The organism is Bacteroides intestinalis DSM 17393, assembly GCF_000172175.1.
Taxonomy (GTDB): Bacteria; Bacteroidota; Bacteroidia; order Bacteroidales; family Bacteroidaceae; genus Bacteroides; species Bacteroides intestinalis.
The window spans coordinates 1,738,854-1,762,808 of sequence record NZ_ABJL02000008.1 but is presented as its reverse complement, the minus strand read 5'-3'; the positions used below and the strand labels follow the sequence as shown (position 1 = coordinate 1,762,808).

At 44.4% G+C, this 23,955-nt stretch carries 21 protein-coding genes; 8 read left to right on the top strand and 13 right to left on the bottom strand.

What is annotated here, in order from left to right; translation table 11 throughout:
• Positions 1 to 7: 7 nt before the first annotated feature.
• Entirely contained in the window at positions 8 to 1,894 is a 1,887-nt protein-coding gene (locus BACINT_RS16495; protein WP_007665083.1) for an FISUMP domain-containing protein, read from the bottom strand.
• Positions 1,895 to 2,074: 180 nt separating this feature from the next.
• Between BACINT_RS16495 and BACINT_RS16490 the strand changes: the two genes are divergently transcribed.
• Genes BACINT_RS16490 through nuoE form a run of 3 tightly spaced genes read left to right on the top strand, consistent with a single transcriptional unit; the run spans position 2,075 to position 6,266 of the window.
• Complete coding sequence (locus tag BACINT_RS16490) at positions 2,075 to 3,982, top strand: NADH-quinone oxidoreductase subunit NuoF (RefSeq protein ID WP_007665081.1); 1,908 nt, start codon at positions 2,075 to 2,077, stop codon at positions 3,980 to 3,982.
• A gap of 20 nt (positions 3,983 to 4,002) precedes the next feature.
• Complete coding sequence (locus tag BACINT_RS16485) at positions 4,003 to 5,769, top strand: NADH-dependent [FeFe] hydrogenase, group A6 (protein WP_007209909.1); 1,767 nt, start codon at positions 4,003 to 4,005, stop codon at positions 5,767 to 5,769.
• Between the two features lie 20 nt (positions 5,770 to 5,789).
• A complete protein-coding gene (nuoE, locus tag BACINT_RS16480) occupies positions 5,790 to 6,266 on the top strand; it encodes an NADH-quinone oxidoreductase subunit NuoE (RefSeq protein WP_007665079.1) in 477 nt (158 codons plus the stop codon).
• A gap of 9 nt (positions 6,267 to 6,275) precedes the next feature.
• Here nuoE and hydF read toward each other — a convergent pair whose 3' ends face one another.
• From hydF to BACINT_RS16460, 4 genes are all read right to left on the bottom strand, one after another.
• Entirely contained in the window at positions 6,276 to 7,457 is a 1,182-nt protein-coding gene (hydF, locus tag BACINT_RS16475) for a [FeFe] hydrogenase H-cluster maturation GTPase HydF (RefSeq protein ID WP_007665077.1), read from the bottom strand.
• Positions 7,458 to 7,498: 41 nt separating this feature from the next.
• Complete coding sequence (gene hydG / locus BACINT_RS16470; protein ID WP_007665073.1) at positions 7,499 to 8,917, bottom strand: [FeFe] hydrogenase H-cluster radical SAM maturase HydG; 1,419 nt, start codon at positions 8,915 to 8,917, stop codon at positions 7,499 to 7,501.
• 33 nt (positions 8,918 to 8,950) lie between these two features.
• Positions 8,951 to 9,982 carry a [FeFe] hydrogenase H-cluster radical SAM maturase HydE gene (hydE, locus tag BACINT_RS16465; RefSeq protein ID WP_007665070.1) on the bottom strand — a complete coding sequence of 344 codons (1,032 nt, stop codon included), beginning with the start codon at positions 9,980 to 9,982 and terminating at the stop codon, positions 8,951 to 8,953.
• A 173-nt stretch (positions 9,983 to 10,155) separates the two neighbouring features.
• A complete protein-coding gene (locus tag BACINT_RS16460; RefSeq protein WP_007665069.1) occupies positions 10,156 to 11,616 on the bottom strand; it encodes a monomeric [FeFe] hydrogenase in 1,461 nt (486 codons plus the stop codon).
• A gap of 127 nt (positions 11,617 to 11,743) precedes the next feature.
• Here BACINT_RS16460 and BACINT_RS16455 point away from each other — a divergent pair, with 127 nt between their 5' ends.
• The 4 genes from BACINT_RS16455 to BACINT_RS16440 all read left to right on the top strand — a co-directional run bounded on the left by BACINT_RS16455 (position 11,744) and on the right by BACINT_RS16440 (position 15,463).
• Positions 11,744 to 12,928, top strand: coding sequence for an iron-containing alcohol dehydrogenase (locus BACINT_RS16455; protein ID WP_007665068.1), 1,185 nt, complete (start codon positions 11,744 to 11,746; stop codon positions 12,926 to 12,928).
• 98 nt (positions 12,929 to 13,026) lie between these two features.
• A complete protein-coding gene (locus BACINT_RS16450; protein ID WP_007209901.1) occupies positions 13,027 to 13,545 on the top strand; it encodes a hypothetical protein in 519 nt (172 codons plus the stop codon).
• 12 nt (positions 13,546 to 13,557) lie between these two features.
• On the top strand, positions 13,558 to 14,496 hold the full coding sequence (locus BACINT_RS16445) for a DUF1848 domain-containing protein (RefSeq protein WP_007665067.1): 939 nt from the start codon (positions 13,558 to 13,560) through the stop codon (positions 14,494 to 14,496).
• An 88-nt stretch (positions 14,497 to 14,584) separates the two neighbouring features.
• On the top strand, positions 14,585 to 15,463 hold the full coding sequence (locus tag BACINT_RS16440; protein WP_007665066.1) for a VIT1/CCC1 transporter family protein: 879 nt from the start codon (positions 14,585 to 14,587) through the stop codon (positions 15,461 to 15,463).
• Between the two features lie 255 nt (positions 15,464 to 15,718).
• Here the strand turns inward: BACINT_RS16440 and BACINT_RS16435 are convergent, their stop codons facing one another.
• The 5 genes from BACINT_RS16435 to BACINT_RS16415 form a co-directional block, all read right to left on the bottom strand.
• Positions 15,719 to 15,919, bottom strand: coding sequence for a hypothetical protein (locus BACINT_RS16435; RefSeq protein WP_007209895.1), 201 nt, complete (start codon positions 15,917 to 15,919; stop codon positions 15,719 to 15,721).
• 12 nt (positions 15,920 to 15,931) lie between these two features.
• Positions 15,932 to 17,023: an NAD(P)H-dependent flavin oxidoreductase gene (locus BACINT_RS16430; protein WP_007665065.1), complete on the bottom strand. Its 1,092-nt coding sequence runs from the start codon at positions 17,021 to 17,023 to the stop codon at positions 15,932 to 15,934.
• Between the two features lie 150 nt (positions 17,024 to 17,173).
• Positions 17,174 to 17,458 carry an RNA recognition motif domain-containing protein gene (locus tag BACINT_RS16425; protein ID WP_007209893.1) on the bottom strand — a complete coding sequence of 95 codons (285 nt, stop codon included), beginning with the start codon at positions 17,456 to 17,458 and terminating at the stop codon, positions 17,174 to 17,176.
• A 378-nt stretch (positions 17,459 to 17,836) separates the two neighbouring features.
• Complete coding sequence (locus BACINT_RS16420) at positions 17,837 to 18,376, bottom strand: GNAT family N-acetyltransferase (protein ID WP_007665064.1); 540 nt, start codon at positions 18,374 to 18,376, stop codon at positions 17,837 to 17,839.
• A gap of 12 nt (positions 18,377 to 18,388) precedes the next feature.
• Positions 18,389 to 19,249 carry a hypothetical protein gene (locus BACINT_RS16415; protein WP_007665063.1) on the bottom strand — a complete coding sequence of 287 codons (861 nt, stop codon included), beginning with the start codon at positions 19,247 to 19,249 and terminating at the stop codon, positions 18,389 to 18,391.
• A 115-nt stretch (positions 19,250 to 19,364) separates the two neighbouring features.
• Between BACINT_RS16415 and BACINT_RS16410 the strand changes: the two genes are divergently transcribed.
• Entirely contained in the window at positions 19,365 to 20,558 is a 1,194-nt protein-coding gene (locus BACINT_RS16410) for a sugar MFS transporter (protein ID WP_007665062.1), read from the top strand.
• On the opposite strand, the gene BACINT_RS16405 is transcribed toward BACINT_RS16410, so the two are convergent.
• From BACINT_RS16405 to BACINT_RS16395, 3 genes are all read right to left on the bottom strand, one after another.
• A complete protein-coding gene (locus BACINT_RS16405; protein ID WP_007665061.1) occupies positions 20,555 to 21,703 on the bottom strand; it encodes an aldo/keto reductase in 1,149 nt (382 codons plus the stop codon). The genes BACINT_RS16410 and BACINT_RS16405 overlap by 4 nt on opposite strands.
• Before the next feature lie 95 nt (positions 21,704 to 21,798).
• Positions 21,799 to 22,956: a MalY/PatB family protein gene (locus BACINT_RS16400; RefSeq protein WP_007665060.1), complete on the bottom strand. Its 1,158-nt coding sequence runs from the start codon at positions 22,954 to 22,956 to the stop codon at positions 21,799 to 21,801.
• Between the two features lie 6 nt (positions 22,957 to 22,962).
• Entirely contained in the window at positions 22,963 to 23,826 is an 864-nt protein-coding gene (locus BACINT_RS16395) for a DUF3737 family protein (RefSeq protein ID WP_007665059.1), read from the bottom strand.
• Between the last annotated feature and the right edge of the window lie 129 nt (positions 23,827 to 23,955).

The following is a 23,955-nucleotide window of genomic DNA, read 5'->3' as shown; positions in this document are numbered from 1 at the left end:
TCCTCCTTTATTTTTTTACACAACGTAAGGATGCGAACGCTTCCATCTGCAATTGTCTTTCGGTGATGGCAGTGGTTTCCTTGCCTTCAAACGGCAACCAGTAAGCCCATGCATAACCACCCGGACAGCCGTTACGTTCGCTTGTCCATAATACGGCTCTTTTTCCGAAGGCAGGATTATTGGTGGTAGACTTGTCACCTTTTCCGCCTGCCAAGGGGATGATAAGGTAACGTCCGGTATCTTCTGAAGTAAATTTCACATAGTGTTGCGTTCCTGTTACACCGGTCGGGGTAGTCAAGGTTCCTTCGCCAACGTGGAGTGTAGCGGTTATTTTTTCTCCGTTTCCTGCTGTGTAAGTGCTGGGAATTTCCTGCCCTTTGGGGAGAAGAGAGTTCAGTTCGCTGCGGGTTGGCACACGGTAACCTTCCGGACAAGGCATATGGGTATCGTTTTGCCAGGGTGCGTCGGCAGTCTGGTTACCCAGATTGTTTGAGGGGCTATATCCTTGCCAGGGGATATACATATATTTTCGTCCATACTGGAACAAACCACCGATACTGCTGATCCAACCATTATGGTACATCTTCTCAACAGTAGCACCATCTAAAGGATATACCTGGTCTTCCAGATCCCGGCTGCGTGCATTGAACGCCATCCATATGCTACCGCCCATTTCAACTGTTTCAATCTGCTTGTCGCTCGGAGCCACACGAATTTCTACATAATCATAAGAGCCGGTCAGCAAAGCATTTTTTAAATGTACCAGAATTGTATAGCCCAGTCGGCCATTGCCTTGTGCGGCCACCGATACATTGAATGCCGACACTATGCCTTCTGTTTCTTCAGATACCGACATTTCACTGAGATTCACGCCACTGCCAGTACCTTCAGTAGCTGATATGTCAATCCGGGTGTCGGAAACAAATGCCAGTTTCATGTCACTGACTCCTGTGGCGGGTACCTCTACTATATTATTTTCATAATCTACTGTTACTCCTTCCGGTATTTTAGATTGGGAAGCATTAAGCAGGATACGATGCTCCGTATCAGGTTTCCCGATAATCGTTTCGCCTTTTTCCCAAGGCTTGATTTCGAAGATTCCTTCTACTGTGGCACCTACATTGAGTACTGACAGTTCGTAAACTTTATTGCGTTCTATATTTGGTAATTGCATCTTTAGCCTGATGGGGATTTTATCGTATGTACCCCGCAGGGTGATATTTACAGGACGCGCACTCTCGAAAATGCGGAATATTCCCTGTTGTTCTCCACCGAAAGCGGGATCAAATTTCTTTAAGTAACTTACTGTTTTATCTGATGCGGAAGTGTTTTCGATGAACGGATATGTTTCAGCCGGAGCATCCTCTACGATTACTTCTTTGATTAATGTTTTGCTGTCTGCTGTGGTATTCAGGTCTATACGGGCTACACCGCGTTTCATACCGACGTTGATTTCCTGACTACTGCGTGTTTGGGGACTACTTTCTAATTCAACAACTGCAGCCATAAAGTCAGGAGCTGAATTATTGTGCAGTCCTTCGCCGATGGTCATATTGCGGAATTCTTCTTCGGTAATGTTTCCTTCCTGAACCGGAACTGTCACTCCGGTGAGGAAGTATAGCCGTGCTCCGTTGAGTGCGGAAATGCTGGACTGGCCATTGGATTCGGGAGTCAATTGTTGCGTTTTGTACAGGTTACCATCGCTGAACTGGAAAACTGACACATCCCGTAGCTCCTCAGAAGAGTCTGAACCGGAAGTCGTAATACCTTTTACCACTAATGAATAAGTTTGCTGTTTGCCTTCTCCCTCAGACGGTGCATCGTCTGAGCAGGCGCCTAAAAACAACGTTCCGAGCAAGGCAGAAACGATGATCTTTTTGTAAGGGTGATTCATGTTTTTTGTAAAATGTTATATTGAATATTGATACTTCTTTCAGACCTTTTTCCGAAAGCGGGTGCAAAAATATATAATTTTTCAATATGAGGAATTCTCCCTCCTATAATCTTTATTACTTTCCTTTTGTAATCTCAACACTTTTTGTATCTTTGTTCTCAACCCCAAATCTATTACAAAATGAAAGTACTAACTATCCATGATCTGAAAATTATCAAGAAAAGGGCAGAAGGCACGCTTTTGCTACGCGAAGAAAGCAACGAGGCGGTTACGGAGCAATGCTGTGGGTTGGCATTGGGAACCGAGCATCTGCAAATCCTGATCTGTGGTGGCACAGGTTGCAAAGCATCCGACAGCCACATCATTGCTGAACGTCTTCAGCAAGCACTTGAGAGAAATAATATTGCCAACAAGGTGGACGTTATCACTACCGGTTGTTTCGGCTTTTGTGAAAAGGGACCTATCGTAAAGATTATCCCTGATAATACTTTCTATACCCAGGTGGTTCCTGATGATGCCGACGAGGTAGTCAGAGAGCATATTATTGGGGGACGGAAGATAAAACGGCTACTCTACATCGATCCGAAGACAGAGAAGACCGTTAGTGACTCCAAGCACATGGATTTCTATCGAAAGCAGATGCGCATTGCTTTGCGTAACTGTGGTTTCATCGATCCCGAAAACATTGAGGAATATATTGCTCTGGATGGCTATATGGCGTTGGCGGATAGTTTGCTCCATAAGAAGCCGGAGGAAGTGATTGACGTGATAAAACGTTCCGGACTTCGCGGACGCGGTGGTGGTGGTTTCCCTACAGGGAAGAAGTGGGAGTTTGCCCATAAGCAACAGGCTGATATGAAATATGTGGTGTGTAATGCCGATGAAGGAGACCCTGGTGCCTTTATGGACCGCTCCATTATGGAAGGTGATCCGCACTCCATTGTTGAGGCTATGGCAGTTTGCGGTTATTCCATTGGTTCTCCGAAAGGATTGGTATATATCCGGGCAGAATATCCGCTGGCCATACAAAGATTGAAAATAGCTATTGCCCAGGCACGTGAATACGGGCTGCTGGGAAAGAATATATTCGGTACGGATTTCAGTTTTGATATTGAGATACGTTACGGCGCGGGAGCATTCGTATGCGGTGAGGAAACTGCCCTGATCCACTCTATGGAAGGGAAGCGCGGTGAACCTACTTTGAAACCTCCTTTTCCTGCCGAAGCCGGTTATCTGGGCAAGCCGACCAATGTGAACAATGTGGAGACGCTTGCCAATATTCCTATCATTCTGACGAAAGGTGTGGAATGGTTCGCGTCTATCGGTACGGAACGTTCGAAAGGGACAAAAGTATTTGCCCTGGCCGGTAAGATTAATAATGTCGGCTTGATAGAAGTGCCGATGGGTACGACACTGCGTGAGGTGATTTATGAAATTGGCGGTGGCATTAAGGGAGGAAAGAAATTCAAGGCTGTGCAGACGGGTGGACCTTCGGGAGGATGCCTGACAGAAAAGCACCTGGACACACCGATTGACTTTGACAACTTGCTGGCGGAAGGCTCGATGATGGGCTCCGGTGGTATGATTGTAATGGATGAAGATGATTGTATGGTTTCTGTGTCACGCTTCTATCTTGATTTTACGGTGGAAGAATCATGCGGAAAATGTACGCCCTGCCGTATTGGTAACAAGCGTCTGCTGGAACTGCTGAACAAGATAACCGAAGGACGAGGCACGATGAAAGATCTGGATGCACTCTCTACATTGGGAAAGGTGATAAAAGATACTGCCTTGTGCGGGTTGGGACAGACTTCACCCAATCCGGTACTGTCTACGCTCAATAACTTTTATGATGAATACGTGGAGCATGTGAGGGATAAAACTTGCCGGGCGAAGCAGTGCAAATCATTACTGACTTATACCATTAATCCGGAATTGTGCATTGGTTGCCATCTTTGCTTTAAACATTGTCCGGCGGATGCCATTCTGGGTGATGTGCGCAAACCGCATGTCATCAATCCGGACAAGTGCATCAAGTGCGGCATGTGCATGGCACGCTGTAAATTCAAAGCAATCAATGTAGTTTAAGGGAACTAAACTGAAAGAAAATGGAAGAAAAACAAATAACCCTGCAAATAGACCGCCATTATATTACCGTGCCCGAAGGTTCGACTATCCTGGAAGCCGCACGGAAAATCGGTATAGATATACCTACCCTTTGTCATATTGATTTGAAGGGTACTTGCGTTAAGAATAATCCGGCTTCGTGCCGTATCTGTGTCGTGGAGGTGGAAGGACGTCGTAATCTGGCTCCCGCCTGTGCTACCCGTTGTACAGAAGGAATGGTGGTGCGCACCAGTACCCTGCGCGTGATGAATGCCCGCAAGGTAGTAGCTGAACTGATACTTTCGGATCATCCGAATGATTGCCTTACCTGTCCGAAGTGCGGTAACTGTGAGTTGCAGACTTTGGCGCTGCGTTTCAATATCCGGCGGATGCCTTATAATGGTGGGGAGCTTTCGCCTCGTAAGCGTGAAGTAACTTCGTCCATTGTGCGGAATATGGATAAGTGTATATTCTGCCGCCGTTGCGAGAGTGTATGCAATGAAGTACAGACAGTAGGTGCCTTGGGAGCTATTCGCCGTGGTTTCAATACTACGATTGCTCCGGCTTTCGATAAGATGATGAGTGACAGTGAATGTACTTATTGCGGACAATGTGTAGCTGTTTGTCCGGTAGGGGCATTGACGGAACGCGATCATACCAACCGCCTGTTGCTGGATTTGGAAAATCCGGATAAGGTAGTCATTGTACAGACAGCTCCGGCCGTTCGTGCGGCTCTGGGAGAAGAATTCGGGCTGCCTGCAGGGACATTGGTAACGGGAAAGATGGTGTACGCCCTTCGTGAATTGGGTTTTGATTATGTATTTGATACAGACTTTGCCGCCGACCTTACCATCATGGAAGAAGGTGCCGAGATATTGAATCGCCTGACGCGTTATATGAATGGAGATAAGTCTGTTCGCCTGCCTATCCTGACTTCCTGTTGTCCGGCATGGGTGAATTTCTTTGAACATCATTTCCCCGATATGCTTGATATACCTTCTACGGCACGTTCGCCACAGCAGATGTTCGGTAGCATTGCCAAGACATTCTGGGCGGAGAAGATGGGCATTCCGCGTGAAAAGCTGGTAGTGGTATCTATTATGCCTTGTCTGGCGAAGAAGTATGAGTGCGACCGTAATGAATTTAAGACAGATGGCAGTCCGGATGTGGATTATTCTATTTCCACTCGTGAGTTGGCACGACTTATCAGACGAGCTAACGTCGGTTTTACACTACTAACGGATAAGGAGTTTGATCATCCGATGGGAGCTTCAACAGGTGCCGGTGTCATCTTCGGAACGACCGGTGGTGTGATGGAAGCAGCATTGCGTTCGGTTTATGAGATTTATACCGGGCGGACATTGGAGAATGTGAACTTCGAACAGGTGCGTGGTCTGGCCGGTGTGCGCCGTGCGACGATTGATCTGGATGGTTTTGAACTGAAGGTGGGTATTGCTCATGGTCTGGGTAATGCGCGTCAATTGTTGGAAGATATTCGCCATGGGCGGAATGAGTATCATGTGATTGAGATTATGGCATGTCCGGGTGGCTGTATCGGTGGTGGCGGACAACCGTTGCATCATGGCAACTCGGAAGTGCTGTATGCACGTGCCAATGCACTGTATCGGGAAGATGCACAGAAGCCTTTGCGCAAGTCGCATGAGAATCCGTACATCAAGACGTTGTACGAGGAATATCTGGGCAAACCGCTGAGTGAGACTGCAGAACGGTTGCTGCATACGCATTATTTCAATAAGGCGATTGATTAACTTATTAAAACGGAGAAACTATGTCAGATATCAAATTAGCCTGTGACGTTGCCGAACAAGTGCGTGCTATTTGTGACAAGCATGGCAACCAGCCGGGCGAACTTATCAATATACTTCATGAAGCGCAGCATCTGCACGGCTATCTGCCGGAAGAGATGCAGCGCCTGATTGCTGCAAAGCTGAATGTTCCGGTGTCGCGTGTGTATGGTGTGGTAACATTCTATACTTTCTTTACGATGACTCCTAAAGGTAAACATCCTATTTCGGTGTGTATGGGAACGGCGTGCTACGTACGTGGTTCGGAGAAATTGCTTGAGGAATTCAAGCGTGTGCTGGGCATCGAAGTCGGAGAAACGACACCGGACGGGAAGTTTTCACTCGATTGTCTGCGTTGCGTAGGAGCGTGTGGACTGGCGCCCGTAGTGATGATTGGAGAGAAGGTGTACGGGAGGCTTCAGGCGGTGGATGTGAAGAAAGTGCTGGAGGAACTGGAGTAGAGTGGCTCATTATTTTTCTATTTTGTCTAGTATTCCACTGATGTAGGCAATTGCTACCCCATAATTTGTCATGGGAACTTTTTGCATCCGTGCCTGTTCAATGCGACTCAGTACATACTTTCTATTGAACATACAGGCGCCACAGTGGATAATCAAATTGTATGGGGATAAATCTTCTGGAAAATCATTTCCGGAGACAATATCTATCTGCAATCCTTCACCTGTTCGCTTACGCAGCAGGTGGGGGATTTTTACTCTGCCTATATCTTCTGTCAGTGGAGCATGGGTACAGGCCTCGGCTATCAATACGCGGGATTGTTCCGTTAGTCGGTCGATGGCGAATGCACTTTCTACACAATAGTGTATATCTCCCTTGTATCCGGCAAAGAGCACGGAGAAAGAAGTGAGCCGGCTTTCAGCCGGTTTTTGTTCGTATACGGTGTGGAATACTTGCGAATCTGTGATAATTAATTTGGGGGGATTAGCAAGTGCGCACAATGTGTCTTTCAGCTTATCTGTGGTACAACTCATGATCAGGCATTTCTTGTCCAGAAGTTCGCGGATTGTCTGTACTTGGGGAAGGATAAGTCGTCCTTTAGGTGCCTGAAGGTCCTGGGGCATGACTAACACTACTACATCACCTTCTGCTACGAGGTTCCCGGTGATGGTTTGTTCTCCGAAATCGGCAGGTAACTTTTCCAGAATGGCGCGGTGGATGGCTTCGATACCTGTGCCGTCTTTGGCACTGATGATGATGGGAGGCTGTCCGCAACTTGCTTTTATCTGTTCTGCCAGCTCTGTCGTATTGGGGCGTGCGTCAGCTTTGTTCAGAAGCAATATGACAGGGATGCCTCGTTCCTTCAATCGTTGAAGCCATTCCTGTTCCTGTGCGTCTCCGGTTTCACAAAGCAACAGGGCGATATCGGTTTTTCCGATTATTTTCAAGGTGCATTCTACGCGCATTTCTCCCAGCTCGCCTTCGTCATCGAAGCCCGGAGTGTCAATAAGCAGACACGGACCGAGTGGATGAATTTCCATTGCTTTTGTCACAGGATCAGTAGTAGTGCCGGGAGTGGGGGAGACTATAACGGTATCTTGCCCTGTCAAGGCATTGACAAGGCTGGATTTTCCACTGTTTCGCCGTCCGAAGAGGGCGATGTGCAGGCGGTTTGCATTAGGAGTCTGATTCATTAGTCTCAATATTAAGGGGTTAATAAATTATCATTTTCTTCTTAAAATCTGAAATCTCTTTTCCCTTCCTCTATCTCATGCAGGTTTCGCAGAGCTATTTCCCGGATTTTCGGATTCGGGATGCGTTCCATCTCTTCATGAATGAGGCGGATACCTTTCTCCCGGGTTTCGGGTGAAGCGTAATCTTCCAGATATTCTTTCAGAGTCATCAAGGCATTGGGCTGACAGCAATTTGCTATCTGTCCCCGCTTGACAAGAGACATGAAACGGTCACCCGTCCGACCTTCACGATAACAAGCCGTACAGAAACTGGGGATATGTCCCAGATCGAGCAGCCAGTTTACTACTTCATCCAGTGTGCGGCGGTCGCTGATATCGAATTGGGCCGAGTTCTCTTCTTTCGTTTCTGGTACGGCATATCCGCCTACGCTGGTGCGTGAACCGCCACTGATTTGTGAAATACCTAATTCCAATACCTTACGTCGTACAGCTTCCGATTCACGGGTGGAAATGATCATTCCGGTGTAAGGCACTGCAATGCGGATTACCGCAACGAGGCGGCAGAACATTTCATCAGAAATGGCATTGGGGAAATCTTTTGTTTCAATATCATCCGCTGGGCAGATACGGGGTACACTGATCGTATGCGGTCCGACACCGAATGCAGCTTCCAGATGTTCGGCATGCATCAATAATCCTACGAAATCGTATCGATAGGTATTCAACCCGAATAATACACCTATACCTACATCGTCGATACCACCTTCCATGGCACGGTCCATAGCTTCGGTGTGATAGGAATACTTGCTTTTAGGACCTGTGGGGTGCAGGGTCTCGTAATTCCCCTTGTGATAGGTTTCCTGGAAAAGAATGTAAGTACCGATACCTGCATCTCTCAGCCGACGATAGTTCTCTACCGTTGTAGCGGCAATATTCACGTTTACCCGCCGGATAGCACCATTCTTATGATGAATACCATAGATGGTCTGAATAGATTCCAGAATATAATCGATGGGGTTGCGTAGCGGGTCTTCGCCGGCTTCCAGTGCCAGACGTTTGTGTCCCATATCCTGCAAGGTAATCACTTCCCGGCGTATTTCTTCTTGTGATAATTTCTTGCGAGCGATAGTGCGGTTCTTTGCATGATAGGGGCAGTAAACGCATCCGTTCACACAATAATTGGAAAGGTATAACGGGGCGAACATTACGATGCGGTTGCCATATAGTTTTTGCTTAATTTCCCGTGCCAGATGGAAGATGCGTTCCGTCAGGTCGGGCTGGTTGCATTCTAACAGTAGAGCGGCTTCACGATGGGACAAACCTTTGCATGAGGCTGCCTTTTCGAGCAGACTCTCAATGAGGGCACGGTTGTCTTTATTGGTACGGGCATAGTCCAGCGTATCCAGTATCTCCGGGTGATCGATGAACTCTTCTGCCTGTTTTGAACTTACATTATACACGTTTTTTAGTGATTAGGGGTGAGTGATTAGTGATTAGTAGTCTCCTCTTTCTTTCGATATCCGGTATCCGATAACCGTCAGTTTCTCTTCTAATTGTTGTAAGCCTTCTGCGGCTTCGGCTCCCAAAGAGGCTTTGTTATCATAAAGTGAGTATTTGTTCCGTTGTTCCGGGGGAGAAAGGTTCGGCATTACTACGTTGGCTCCTGCCAGTATTCCGCGTTCCCGTCCATCCGGTGCAAGCGTTGCTAATGCTGTGGTAGAGGGTAATAATACCTTCGGATGCATTAACCGGAAGATGGAAAGAAGTTTCAGGGTCATCTCCATGCTTCCCGGCGGGCATGCTGCAAACGGGGTATCGTGGTGAGGAATAAAAGGACCGATTCCTATCATTTCAGGATGAAATCGCTCTATAAAAAGGAGGTCTTCCACCAGATGATCGGTGTTTTGTCCCGGACTCCCTACCATAATACCTGTTCCTGTCTGATATCCTATTTCTTTCAGCCATGCCAAACATTGCAGGCGTTGTCTGATAGACATCTTATCGGGGTGCAGATGATGGTAATGCTCTTCATTATGCGTTTCGTGGCGAAGCAAATATCGATTGGCACCCGCCCGGAAGAAATGCTCGTAAGTCTCATGGGACTTTTCGCCTAATGATAGTGTGATGGCGCAATCCGGAAACTCACGATGTATAGCAGTAACAGTTTCAAGGATAAAATCATCTTTTACGGAGGATGTTTCACCACCTTGCAAGACGAAAGTCCGGAAACCGAGGGTATACCCTTCACGACAACATTCCAGAATATCTTCCCGTGTCAACTCATAACGGAGAACAGATTGATTTCCTTTCCGTATACCGCAATAATAGCAATTGTTACGGCAATGGTTGGTAATCTCGATCAGCCCACGAATAAATACCCGATTGCCAAACTGCTCAAGTGACACCTCCCGTGCCTGCTCCTGCAGATACTTTAAAGTATCAGCGTCTTGGCAAAGGAGTAGTGCTTTATATTCTTCAGCACTTAGACTTCGTTCACTATGCAATCGGTCAATCAGATTCTTCATGTTGTTTTATTAATGGATACCCGGACGACACGGACTAAACGGACGAGCGCGGATTTTTATTTTTCGTCCGCAGATGACGCACGATAACGCGGATTTAGTTATCAATAAGCGTAGCCTTTTAAATCCGTGTTCGTCCGTTTAGTCCGCGTTGTCCGCGTACCTATTCATCAATTTTAATACGTCTTTTCCTGTTTAGCTAATTCTTGTACAAACTGACGTTTACCTGCGGCAATCTCATTGTGCGTACAAGGTCCGGTGATACAGCCACCTTCACATGCCATCACTTCTATAAATTGCCCCGGTGCTTTGCCTGATTTGGCATACGCCCGCAATGAACCGATGGTTTTCTTATCCAGATTAGCTACTTGGATGGCATTGATTTTGTCAGCTTCTTCTTTCAGATAGGCTTTTACTGCTCCCATTACGCCACCAGCCTGGGCAAATCCATGTGCCTCGCGCACGGATGCGAACGACATGGTATAAGGTTGCGATTGCTCTAACTGAATATCCAGTCCGTCCAATACAGACGCCACTTCTTCGAAAGTCATAACAAAATCTACAGCTTCATCACGCTGGGCCTCTTTACGTTTGGCTACACACGGGCCGATGAAAACGACTTTGGCATCCGGATATTTCTCCTTAGCAATTCGTGCGGCATAATACATGGGTGAACCTGTGCTTGAAACATAGGGCTTCATGCCCGGAATATGTTTATTTACGAGTTCTATGTAGGAAGGACAGCAGGAAGTAGTCATAAACTTCTGTCCTTCTTCCAACTTCTCTATCAATTCATGTGCTTCGTTGCTGACCGTATCCATAGCTCCCTGAGCCACTTCGATGACATCAGTGAATCCTACAGCTTTGAGTGCGCCATATACCTGCTCAATAGTAGTCTTGAATTGTCCCAGGATAGACGGTGCCACAATGGCCACTATTTTTTCTCCTTTGCGTATCTTGTGCAGGATATCGAATACCTGTGACACTTCGAAAATTGCTCCGAACGGACAAGCGTTGAGACACTTTCCGCAATAGATACATTTGCTTTCGTCGATGTGTTCGATACCTTTCTTATCCTTGCTGATAGCTTTCACCGGACAAGCCTCTTCGCAAGGTACTGGGATATAGACGATAGCATGATAGGGACAGCTCTTGTGGCAAATACCACAACTGATGCATTCATCATGGTCTATCCATGCCTGTCCGCTTTCCTTTACATGGACAGCTTTCTTCGGACAGTTGGTCTGGCAGCTACGGGCGGTACATCCGCGGCAAAGGTTGGTGATTTCGTAATTGATTTGTACGCAGGCGGAACATGCTTCGTCAATCACACACATGATGTTATCTTTCGGCGTTCCGTTTTCTGCACGGTCCAGTGCATGTACTGCATACTCTGATAATGGGGTTAATTCATCTTTTTCATCTTCCATATCCAGTCCCAGCAACGGCAGTGATTTGTATTTCCACACGGCGCGTTCTTTATGTACGCAGCAGCGTCCTGCATGTTTTGACCTTCTCGGACTCAATTCAATGGGAAGACGGTCTATTTTCTCTACAAGTTCGTTATCCCTCCACAGTTTTACCAGCTCTGTCAGCAATCTGTGGCGGACAATCATAATGTTGTTGGTAAATGCCATAATATTTATTATCGGATTAGTTAGTCGGTAATTACGGTGCAAAGATAATGAAAAGTTATAGTTTCTATGAACCTTTCTACCCTCAATATGCTTATCTTTGTATCAGAATAAAAAAACGAAATTGACGATGAAAGACTTTATTTACTATGCACCCACACAGGTTGTGTTTGGAGCATTATCGGAAGATAAAACAGGGAAATTGGTGAAGCAATATAGCGGCACTAAAGTCCTAGTACATTATGGCGGACAGAGTGCGGAGCGTTCCGGTTTGCTGGATAAAATATGCCGGGCATTGGAGGCGGAAGGCATTGCTTACGTAAAACTGGGCGGGGTGGTTCCTAATCCACGTTTGTCGAAAGTACACGAGGGTATTGAACTGTGTCGGAAAGAAAAGGTTGATTTCATTCTTGCCGTAGGTGGCGGTAGTGTGATTGATTCTGCGAAGGCGATTGCTTTCGGTGTACCTTATGAGGGTGAAGTCTGGGATTTTTATATGGGACGAGCCCATGCGGAAGCTTGTCTGCCGGTTGCTACCGTACTGACAATTCCTGCTGCGGGGAGTGAAATGAGTAACAGTACCGTGATAACCAATGAGGACGGTGATTTGAAAAAAGGTTATTCCAATAATCTGTGCCGTTGCAAATTTGCTGTGATGAATCCGGAACGGACTTATACATTGCCCAACTATCAGACAGCTTGCGGTGTAACGGACATTATGATGCATACCATGGAACGTTATTTCTCTCATGATGACGATATGACGGTGACTGATGCCATTGCTGAAAGTATTCTCCGTACGGTAAAAGATAGCGTTTTTGAAGTACTGAAAGAACCGGAGAATTATGTACATCGTGCCCAAATTATGTGGGCAGGTAGCTTGGCACACAATGATTTGACGGGATGTGGAACAACCGGTGACTGGGCAACACACCAGCTTGAACATGAACTGAGTGCACTATTCGATGTAGCACATGGTGCAGGTCTGGCAGCTCTTTGGGGAAGCTGGGCACGGTATGTTTACAAAGAAAATGTAACCCGTTTCGCTCAGTTTGCCGTGAATGTGATGGGTGTAACAAATGATTTTAAATCACCCGGACATACTGCTTTGGCAGGTATTGAAGCCATGGAAGATTTCTATCGCGCAATTGGAATGCCGGTTAGTATTTGCGAGCTGATAGGACGGCAGGCCACTGACGAAGAAATCAAACTCATGGCAGATAAATGCAGTTCCGGTGGTAGTACAACAACCGGAAAATTGAAGGTTTTACATCGCGATGATATGGAAAATATCTATCACATGGCGAATAGATAACGGATTTTTTATTGTTTTTCTGGCAAATTCTCGTTATCTTTAGGGGCATATATCAAATTGGGGGGTAGTAAAAAAGTCCTGACCCACAGGCAAAGAATATGAGAATACATTTTGAGATTAGAGAAAAACTACCTGAAATTATCGAAGAGATCCTGAATTGTGAGAGATGGACAACTTTAGTAAAAGAGGATATTTCAGGCAGAAAGTTGGTTGTCATTCGTGATCCGAATTACAATTCGGAGGCAACAGTAGAAATCTATGCCCGCGAGATTACCATCAAGACGGCATGGTCAAACTACACGTATCGCTTGTTTGTTTTGGGCGATAATGTTTGGTGTGAGTACAATGGTGCTTATCGCGGACTGCTGGAACAAAATCTATTGCCTACCATCACTCCCAGGGAAGGTTTGTTGGAGTCCGAGGTGTTGGATAGCTCTTTGTACGGAAGTGAAAAGAGGAAACTCAGAGAGTATGCTGAAGACAATTTGAAACTGAAAAAATTCCGACGCGAGAACTTTAATGAAGATCGTACAGGTGTGGCTCATTTTGACCACCCCAAGAGGGTATATGACGAATTCATTAAAGAAGATTACGTGGTTCCATCTTCCGACGAATAGCGAGGTAGGAAGATGATCATCAGTGCCAGTCGCAGGACGGATATACCTGCTTTTTATTCGGAGTGGTTTCTCAACCGGATAAAAGAAAGGTATGTTCTGGTACCTAATCCGTATAATCCTAATATGATCAGCAGGGTCAACCTGGACCCTGCTGTTATTGATTGCGTTGTCTTTTGGACGAAGAATCCTGCACCGATGATTGATAAACTGGACAGATTGCAGGACTATAAATACTATTTCCAGTTTACACTGAATCCGTACGGAACGGAACTTGAAAGTAAACTGCCACCACTTCAAAAGCGTATAGATACATTCAAACGCCTTTCTGATAAGATAGGAAGGGAGAAAGTGGTGTGGCGATATGATCCTATTCTTACGAATGAACAATACACAGTTGCTTTTCATCAAGACAAATTTGCTGAAATGGCATTTGCTTTGCATGATTATACTGAAAAGTGTATGCTGGGTTTTATTGATCATTATCCGCATGTGCGTGCCTCTCTCCGTGAGTTTCATATCAAGCCGTTGATAAAGGAAGATATCGATTCAATGGCCATTTCATTTAAGAAGGTTGCGGATGAATGTTCTATGGAGTTAGATACTTGTACAACAAAGGTCGACTTATCTCATTTGGGTATTTCGGGTGGAGTGTGCGTTGACAATAGGTTGATTGAACGAATTATCGGATATCCTATTACTGCCCGTAAAGACAAGAATCAGCGGGACATTTGCCGTTGTGTGGAAAGTATTGACATCGGCACTTATGAAAGTTGCCTTAATGGCTGCATTTATTGCTATGCTATTAAAGATAATTATAATACGGCAAAATTTAACCGGAGTAAACACGATAAGGATTCTCCGATGCTAATCGGAGAAGTAGATAAGGATGTGGTGATTAAAGAACGGGAAATGAAGAGTCTGCGTACCGATCAGCTTTCTATGTTTTATTAAAAAATCATTCTGACCGGAAACAATTATTGCTTGGATTGTTGTACCTGATAAATAACTTATAATTTAGTGTATCCTTAAAATAAAGAGCATGGAGAAAGAGACTGAACAAGAATTGATAAAAAGGATGATTGGCTTTCAGAAAGAGGAAATAACATCGAGTATTATATACCAGAAGTTAGCGGCAAAGGAAAAGAATCCCCATAACCGGGAGATATTGCAACGTATTGCAGAGGATGAACGTAGGCATTACGCCACACTGCGAGGCTATACTCATCAGGATGTCAGTCCTAATCGTTTTGAAATCTGCTTTTATGTATGGTTAGTGCGTCTACTGGGTGCTACGTTTGCCGTTCGTCGTCTGGAACTGGGAGAGAAAGAAACGAGTGGGGTATATTCCCAATACCCGAGTATGGAACACTTTGCCGAGATGGCGCGGGATGAGCAGCACCATGAAGAAAAGCTTATTGAAATGATAGATGAGGAGCGCTTGCAATATATGGGTTCGGTGGTCCTAGGGCTGAATGATGCCTTGGTGGAGTTTACCGGAGCATTGGCAGGTTTCACGCTGGCGCTGAATGATACGAAACTGATTGCGCTGACCGGCAGCATTACAGGGATTGCAGCGGCACTTTCTATGGCTTCTTCCGAATACCTTTCCACTAAATCAGAAAAGACTCATAATAAGCGTCCGGTTAAGGCAGCTATTTATACGGGGATAGCTTATATCATAACCGTAGTGGCTTTGGTAGGTCCGTTTATCTTATTGTCAAGTCCTGTTCTGGCTTTATGCATCATGCTGGTGATGGCGTTGCTGATTATTGCTTTTTTCAACTATTATTATGCCATTGCCCGTAATGAAAGCTTTAAACGACGTTTCACAGAGATGGCAGTGTTGAGCTTCTCCGTGGCCGGAATCAGTTTTCTGATAGGTTATTTGCTGAAGACAGTGACGGGAGTAGGGGGATAGGGATATCCGGATACTACACTCCCTTTAGATATCCTCAGTGTACAACTGACTACCCGAACGAAATTTACTTTTCATGAAACGTACCAGTGATACCGGATGATGGATACTCTTGAAGCCTATGAGGCTTACACCTATGAATGGGCTATGAATAATGCTGCAATAAGTAAACTGTTAATAGGAGAATGATTTAAAAAGCTCTGAAGTTTCGCACTTCAGGGCTTTTATATTTTGTCAATCGATGAAAAATCAACTGAATTATATTTTGGAACTATGCAGTTTTTTATAGAGTTCTACACGTTCGGCTATTTCAGCTTGAGATAGATTGGCCGGAAGTTCAATTGTTGTTCGTGGAGTAATTGCTACAAGAATAACTTCTCCAACTTTTTTCTTATGCTCTTTAAGAGCGTTTTCTGCTAACTGACTGGTCTCTGGTCGGACAATACTCTTTTTCATCATATTGAATTGTTTTTAAGTTTTCATTTTCGCTGGGGCTAATTGGCAGGTTGCTAAAAGAAACTCATTGTTCAATGTAGTTATCACTTCTTTTACACTGCGTATTTTTTCAGAGAGAAAAGCATTACTACCTGCAAATGCATATCCTCTTTTCATATTTCCTTTGGCCGCATTATACAGTGCTTTGATGATGCAGTAAGGACTCTTCTGATAGTCACACGTCTTGATGCAATGGAATGAGCAACATTTGGGCTTTTCCTGTCCTTTCTCTACATTACGGATAAATTCCCCATCAATGGCTCGTCCGGGCATTCCTACGGGACTTTCGATAATGAGAACGTCTTCGGGCTTAGAGTGGATATAAACCTCTTTGAAGGTTTGTGAAGCATCGCACTCTTGGGTTGTTACGAAAATGCTTCCCATTTGTACGGCTGAAGCTCCCAATTGCATGAATCGTGCAATATCTTCGCCTGTAGAGATTCCACCTGCGGCAATTACAGGAATATCTTTTCTTTCCTTATAGTTCATTGCAATTGCTACAACTTCGGGTATCAAGGATTCCAAAGCGTATTTCTCATCTTGTATCTGTTCTTTCTTAAAGCCCAAATGTCCTCCGGCTTTAGGGCCTTCTACTACTATGGCATCGGGTAAATAATCAAAGTTCTTCTGCCATTTGTCACATATAATCTTGGCCGCTCTTGAAGAAGATACAATGGGCACCAACTTCGTTTTGCTTTCCGGTGTCAGGTATAGGGGGAGGTCGAGCGGAAGTCCTGCACCGGCAAAGACTACGTCGATTTTTTCGCTTATGGCAGTGCGTACCATCTCTGCATAATTGGAAAGGGCCACCATGATATTCACTCCGATGATTCCTTTTGTTTTTTGGCGGGCTTTTCTGATTTCCTCTTTGAGTCCGCAAATGCACTTTTCGGTATAGTCGCCTTTGCCTTTAGGGTATAGCAGGCCTAAACCTGCACATGAAATAACACCAATGCCGCCTTCGTTGGCTACGGCTGATGCCAGGCCGGACAATGAAATTCCGACTCCCATTCCACCTTGTATGATAGGTGTTTTTATCTCTATATTTCCAATAAAAAATGGCTTCATAAAACTGATATTGTAATAAGACTGTAAGCGGATAAATATACTTCCGGGTATTCTATTCGTTTAGCGATGTTCTTTTCTTTGTATTGCTGTTTTAGTTGAAAAAAGCAAGAACAGAAGATCTGATCTCTTGTTCTTGTTGTAGGGTAGACATTAATAACGTCTGGAATTATAACCGTTGTTACGAGGTCTTTCTTCACGAGGACGTGCAACGCTTACTGAAATAGTTTTCTGATCGTATTCTGCTCCGTTAAGTTCATTAATTGCCTTTTGTCCATCTGTATCGCTTGTCATTTCGACGAAACCAAATCCTCTGGATCTTCCCGATTCTCTGTCCATAATAACTTTAGCTGAAGAGGTCTCTCCATACGCTGAGAATAATTCGTTCAAGTCAGCATCATTTATGCCATAGCTTAAACCTGAAATGTAAATGTTCATTTGAAATTTTAATTAAATAAATATTAAGTAAGAGTGAGGGGGATAATTAAAGGAGAGGTCTGCTTAATAAAATATAAAAAGGAGAACTATACGATAACGATTCGTAACTCAAACCGCGACAAAGGTAATACAATAGTTGGGAATGGCAACTTTTAATTCGTAATTTGTTAATAAAAAAGTAATAATTGTTTTTTATTAGCATTTAGAAAGACTATGGTATATTGCACTTTTCTTTAAAGGTGAAAATCCTTTCTTTTTCAGGGCTACACCCTTTCCCCCGGATGGCTACACCTTTTGGGGTAAAGGGTGTAGCCATCCGGGATAAAAGGTGTAGCCCTTTTTAATGTGCCTTACAGGTACTCGTGGACGGTATATTGACTATCTATTTATCAAGGAGATCTTATACAGTACATGTCTGCATAAAGGATGGTCGGGACTGACCAATGGATGATCAAACTCTTTGCTTTTTACCATACCTATTTTTTGCATCACGCGTTCCGAACGTTTGTTTGGGAGTGAGGTGAAAGAATATAATTCTTTCAGTCCCAATGTCTTTTTTGCATATTCCAGACAGGCTGAAGCCGCTTCGGTAGCATATCCCTGATTCCATACTTCGGGAATCAGGCGCCAACCTATCTCTACGGCCGGGGCAAAATCTACGTCGAACGTAATATCATGCAACCCTACATAACCTATAAACGCATGGTTTTCTTTCTTTTCTACTGCATACAACCCGTATCCTCTGGATGCGAATTCCTTCCGGATGCGATTATAGAAGTCGAATGTTTCCTGATAAGATAGCTGTTTGAGAAAGAATTTCATTACCTGATCGTTGCTATTTAATCCGGCAAAGACGGGGATGTCTTCTTCTTTCCAATCACGTAGGATCAGGCGTGGGGTTTCCATGTATGTATTCATCTTGTTCTTAATTTATTCGATTTGTTTTTCTCGTTTTTTACGGTTCATATATTCACGTAATAGGGTTGGGGTAGCACAGAAGATGAGTTGTGCCCGATTCCATTTATAGCATTTTTGAAAGACAACCATGGCGATGGTTATGAATAGGGCGGCTCCGATAGAAGCCTCCAAAGGTAACCAAGCCAGCCCCTCTTGGGGTAATAGCATAGGAATGAATGCCAATGCTCCGGAAGGGGCAAAGTATTTCCCTGTCCACTCGAAGATGAGGAACAGGATAGCTGCAATGGTTAAAGCAACGATACTTTCCGGTAGATGAAGATGGTGGTGACCGACAATTTGAAGTACAGTACCCAGAGTGGCTACGGTAGTCAGAAAGAGAAATACTTGTGTAGGGCGATTTCTGAATCCTGCTTTGGAGTTTACCATTTCTACAAAGGTCACCATGAGTGGGGGTAGGATGATTTGTACAAGCACTACTGACACTGACATTGAAAAGACTGCTATCGGATAAACGATACTTTCTGTATGAAGCAAAACGGGCAATACGCAAGCTGATATCAAAGGAATCAGTGTAGCGCGACTGATTAAAAGGGAAGCACCTGCAAAAGCAAATGCGGCGCATAGATTGACCACATAGGGCAGGGGTGAATAACGAACAATGCAGATACCGACTGCTGCTCCAAGAGTCATAAGTAGGATGATTTGCCAACGTTTTACATTCCATACCCGCTTATCGATAATTAACAGGCCGATGATCAGTGCTGTCATTTCTGGAAACAGAATCTCCTTTTCATCGGTCCATTCGGCTAAACCTACCATTATCAGGATCATTATCAGCGATATCAGATATCTTGTCAGTTTTCTGTGTTCCATTATATAATTTTGAATTTGGGGCACAAAGTTAAGGGAAACTGCCGTATTATGAAATTTCTTGGCTATCTTTGCGCGCTGAAAACCTTGAGTGGCTTTCTTTATAAAAGAGTTCTGTATGCAAAATTTGGTAAAGAAGGAGTATAAGATTCCTTTTATTCTGGTAACTTCCCTATTCTTCTTATGGGGATTTGCACATGCGATATTAGATGTGCTGAACAAACACTTTCAAGATGTGCTGGTTATTACACGTGCCCATTCGGCATGGGTACAGGTTATGTTTTACCTGGGTTATTTCGTGATGGCTATTCCTGCTGGACTGTTTATCAATAAATACGGTTACCGGAAAGGAGTGGTTTTCGGTCTGTTGCTTTATGGCATAGGCTCCCTGTTTTTCATTCCCGGGGAATATTGGATGTCTTTCAATTTTTTTCTGTTCTCCCTGTTTGTCATAGCCTGTGGCTTGGTTTTTCTGGAAACAGCGGCTAATCCTTACATGACGGAATTAGGCGACCGGGAAACGGCTGCCAGCCGCCTGAATCTGGCGCAGTCGTTCAATGGATTGGGATGTATTTGCGGTCCGCTTATCGGGGGATTGTTATTATTCTCGGAAGGGGGCGAAAGCAATATATCATTGCCTTACACACTGATGGGGATCATTGTATTGGGAGTTGCTCTGGTATTCTATAAGATACGCCTGCCGGAGATTGTTCATGAAGCTGATGAAGAAGAAGTCGGAGAAAACGGTGCACGCGGGCTTTGGTCGCACAAGCTGTTTATTTTTGGCATTATCAGTCTGTTTTGTTACGAGATAGCTGAAATCTCAATCAACAGTTTCTTTATCAATTATGTGGTGGATGACGGCTGGATGAATGCCCGCGATGCATCTGTAGTACTTTCGTTCGGTGGCTTGGGACTGTTTATGTGCGGACGTTTTGCCGGTAGCTGGATTATGCGGTATATCCGGGCAGAAAAAGTGCTGTTCGTTTGTGCAATAGGAACGGTGGTCAGTACGTCTTTGGTAGTTCTTAATCTGGGCATTTTGTCATTGATAGCCCTGTTCTTGGGATATGCGTTCGAAGCTATTATGTTCCCCACGATTTTCGCTCTCTCATTGAGGGGATTGGGTAACTATACGAAGCGTGCATCTTCTTATCTGATGATGTCCCCCATCGGGGGAGCGGTAGGACCGCTCATGATGGGGTATGTGGCTGATCAGACCAATATGTCTTTCTCGTTCATCATTCCGTTGCTTTCGTTTATCGTGGTGTTGCTTTATGCTTGGAAAGTAAAGCAACGTTCGTTTTGCTAATATCCGAACTTTTCCGCAGCCTTTTCCATCTGTTCGATGATGCCTACTCCAAAGGGACAGTTCGTTTCACATTGTCCGCACTGAATGCATTCCGAGGCATGATGCGAGAGCGTCTTGTAGTGTTCATGTACTGTCTCGGGTATTTCATTCTGGGCAATGGTTAGGTTATAGTACTTGTTTACACTCGCTATATCAATTCCTACCGAGCAAGGAGCGCAATGTCCGCAATACATGCAATGCCCCTGCCAGCTAAACTTTTCCATACCTGCCATAACCGAGGTGTAATCTTTTTCTTCTTTAGTAGCATTGCACCAGTTGATGGCAGCTTGCATCTCATCGCAACTTTTGCAACCGACCATTACGGAAGCAACAGCCGGACGGGTTAGCGCATACTCAATACACTGCACCGGTGTCATAGCTTTGCCAAAGGGAGAGTTCGTTTCACTCAGTAAGTCTCCGCCGCCATAGACTTTCATTACATCCAGACCTATACCTTTCTGCTCACAGAGTTCATAAAGCTTTTCACGTTCCGGATCTATATTTTCAAGGGAATGGGCATAACTTTCGTCAGCCCATAAATCATCTACATTTTCGCTGGGCGGTTGCAAATCGTAACAGGGATTGATGGAGAACATCAGTACTTCAATCAATCCACTTTCTACAGCCAACCTTGCCACAGTAGGGTTGTGGCTGCTTAGTCCGATATGGCGAATTTTACCTTCTTCTTTCAGACGCAGGGCCAGCCGAATGATAGGACCATTGAATACTTCATGGAAATCTTCTTCGCTATCTACATAGTGAATCATACCAATATCAAGGTAATCCGTATGAAGACGTGTCAACTGGTCTTCAAAAGAAGCAATTGTTTTTTCTACATCACGGGTGCGCAGATACTGATCATTTTCCCAAGTAGTACATAAATGCCCCTGAATGATAAACAGTTGCCGGCGTCCGGTCAATGCCTTGCCGATATTACTGCGCAGATCGGGATTTGAGGTATACATATCGATAAAGTTGATTCCTTTACTGATGGCGAAGTCCATTTCCGAATGTACCTGTTCTTCCGTTTTTCCCATAAAACCTTCACAACCCAGTGCGATGACACTAACGGATAGTCCTGTATTTCCTAATATTCTGTATTCCATGATATTTCAAATTCTTAGTATGTTTTTGCGAAGTTACTAATATTGAAGAAAACGTTCCCGTTTTAATCCGAATAAATTTGCACTGATTAAGAAAGTTATCCGAAGGCATGTTTCAGCTTCTTCAAACCTTTAGCCAACTGTTGCTGCGGACAGGCAATATTGATACGGATAAAATTGTCTCCGTCTTCTCCGTACATACAGCCCTCATTGACCCAGACCTTTTCTTTTTCCAGTAGAGCCGTCACGATTTCTTCCGATGACTTATTCAACACTGAACAGTCTACCCATACCAGATAAGTACCTTCTAATTTAAGTACGGGGAAATCCGGTAGATGTTCATTGAAATAGTTTCTCAGATACTGATAATTGGCAAACAGATAACTTTTTAGTTCTTCCAGCCATTCTTCCCCTTCATTATAGGCGGCTATCAATGCCTCCACACCGAATGGGTTCACATCACAAACCTCATTGATATTAATGGCTTTATCTATTTTTCTGCGTATGTCTGCATCAGCGGAAATGATGTTTGCAATCTGAAGTCCGGCCAGGTTAAAAGCTTTGCTGGGTGATGTGCAAGTGACGGAGTGCATCCGGAACTCTTCTGAAAGAGATGCAAAAGGTGTATAAGTATATCCCGGAAAGACCAGCTCACAATGTATTTCATCTGATACCACCCATACATCATTCCGGAGGCAAATCTCACCAATACGTATTAATTCCTGTTTGCTCCAGACTCTTCCGGCCGGATTATGCGGATTACACAATAACAGTAATTTTACTTTTGGGTCTGCCGCTTTCTTCTCCAGATCGTCAAAATCAATCCGATAGGTGCTATCCTCATAGATCAATGGATTGGAAATCATCTCGCAACCATTATTACGGATGGAAGAAAAGAAGCAATTATACACCGGAGTTTGCACCAGAACTCTATCACTAGGATTCGTCAGGGATTTTATTACTGCTGATAAAGCCGGTACTACTCCAGTTGTATAGATTATCCATTCTCTCTCTATTTTCCAATAATGACGTCTGCCGAACCAGTGGATTACCGTATGATAATAGCTGTCAGGCACGCGGACATAACCGAAGATACCATGTTCTACTCGCTTTTTCAGCGCTTCTGTCACGGCTGGGGCTGTACGGAAATCCATATCGGCTACCCACATTGGCAATATGTCGGCATCATTGGCAGAATCCCATTTATAAGAGTTCGTACCCCGACGTGGAATGATTTCATCAAAATTGTATTTCATACCTAATCAGTCAAAACAGGTTTGGTCGTCCCATAATTTCAATTCACAGTTGCCCGGTGCTTTTATATTCTCATCTAGGATTATAGCTCCGAAACTTTCGGCAGTGATACTTCCTGTATGTGGATTTTTTACACTGTGAACCGGACTATGGATAGTGGCCTGCACACTACTATATTCAAAAGCGAGGTCTGCATCTTCTGTCATCGTGCAGTTTTCCATAATCAGATCGTGGGCATAGCAAAGTGGCTGTGTACCTGAAATCTTGCAGTTCACCAGACGCAGATTTCTGGAATGCCAGCCTAAATATTCCCCATTCAATACAGAGTCGTAAACCGTCACGTTTTCCGTATTCCAGAAAGCATCTTTTGAATTGATTACCGCATTACGGATTTCTACGTTTTTGCAGTATTGGAAAGAGTAGTTACCATTCATCTCAAAGTCATCAATCCTGATATTTTCACCGTGTACAAACAGGTAATCACCTTTGTCTACTTTTACATTCTTCAACTCTACATTCCGGCAAAACCAGAGGGTTTCCAGTGCATAGGGCAGTTGTACGTTTTCCAGCCGGATACCATCCATTTCACGGAACATCTTTGGTGCTTCTACCAAAGTGTCTGTCATTTGCAGATTATTGGAATACCAGAGGGCGGCACGTGCTCCTTCCGTAAACAGGCAGTTTTTCACAACGAAACCATCGTTATGCCAGAAAGGATATTTTCCCTCAAAGCGGCAATTTACAGCTTCGATATTACTACATTCTTTCAGGGCAGATTCGCCGGTATGGATCGTTACGTTTTCCAGATGAAGATTGTGAGTGGCGAACAAAGGGCGTTCACCTTCGTAATGAGTGTCTTTAATTAGTTCCATTATTCAAGTTTTTTTGTTTGTTGTTTATTAAATGATTGATTACCTTTTTTCTATATTGCAAAAATACGGCGGAAATGGGATACTCCTTGTAGACAGATTACGGACATAATAACCCGGATTACAGATTCT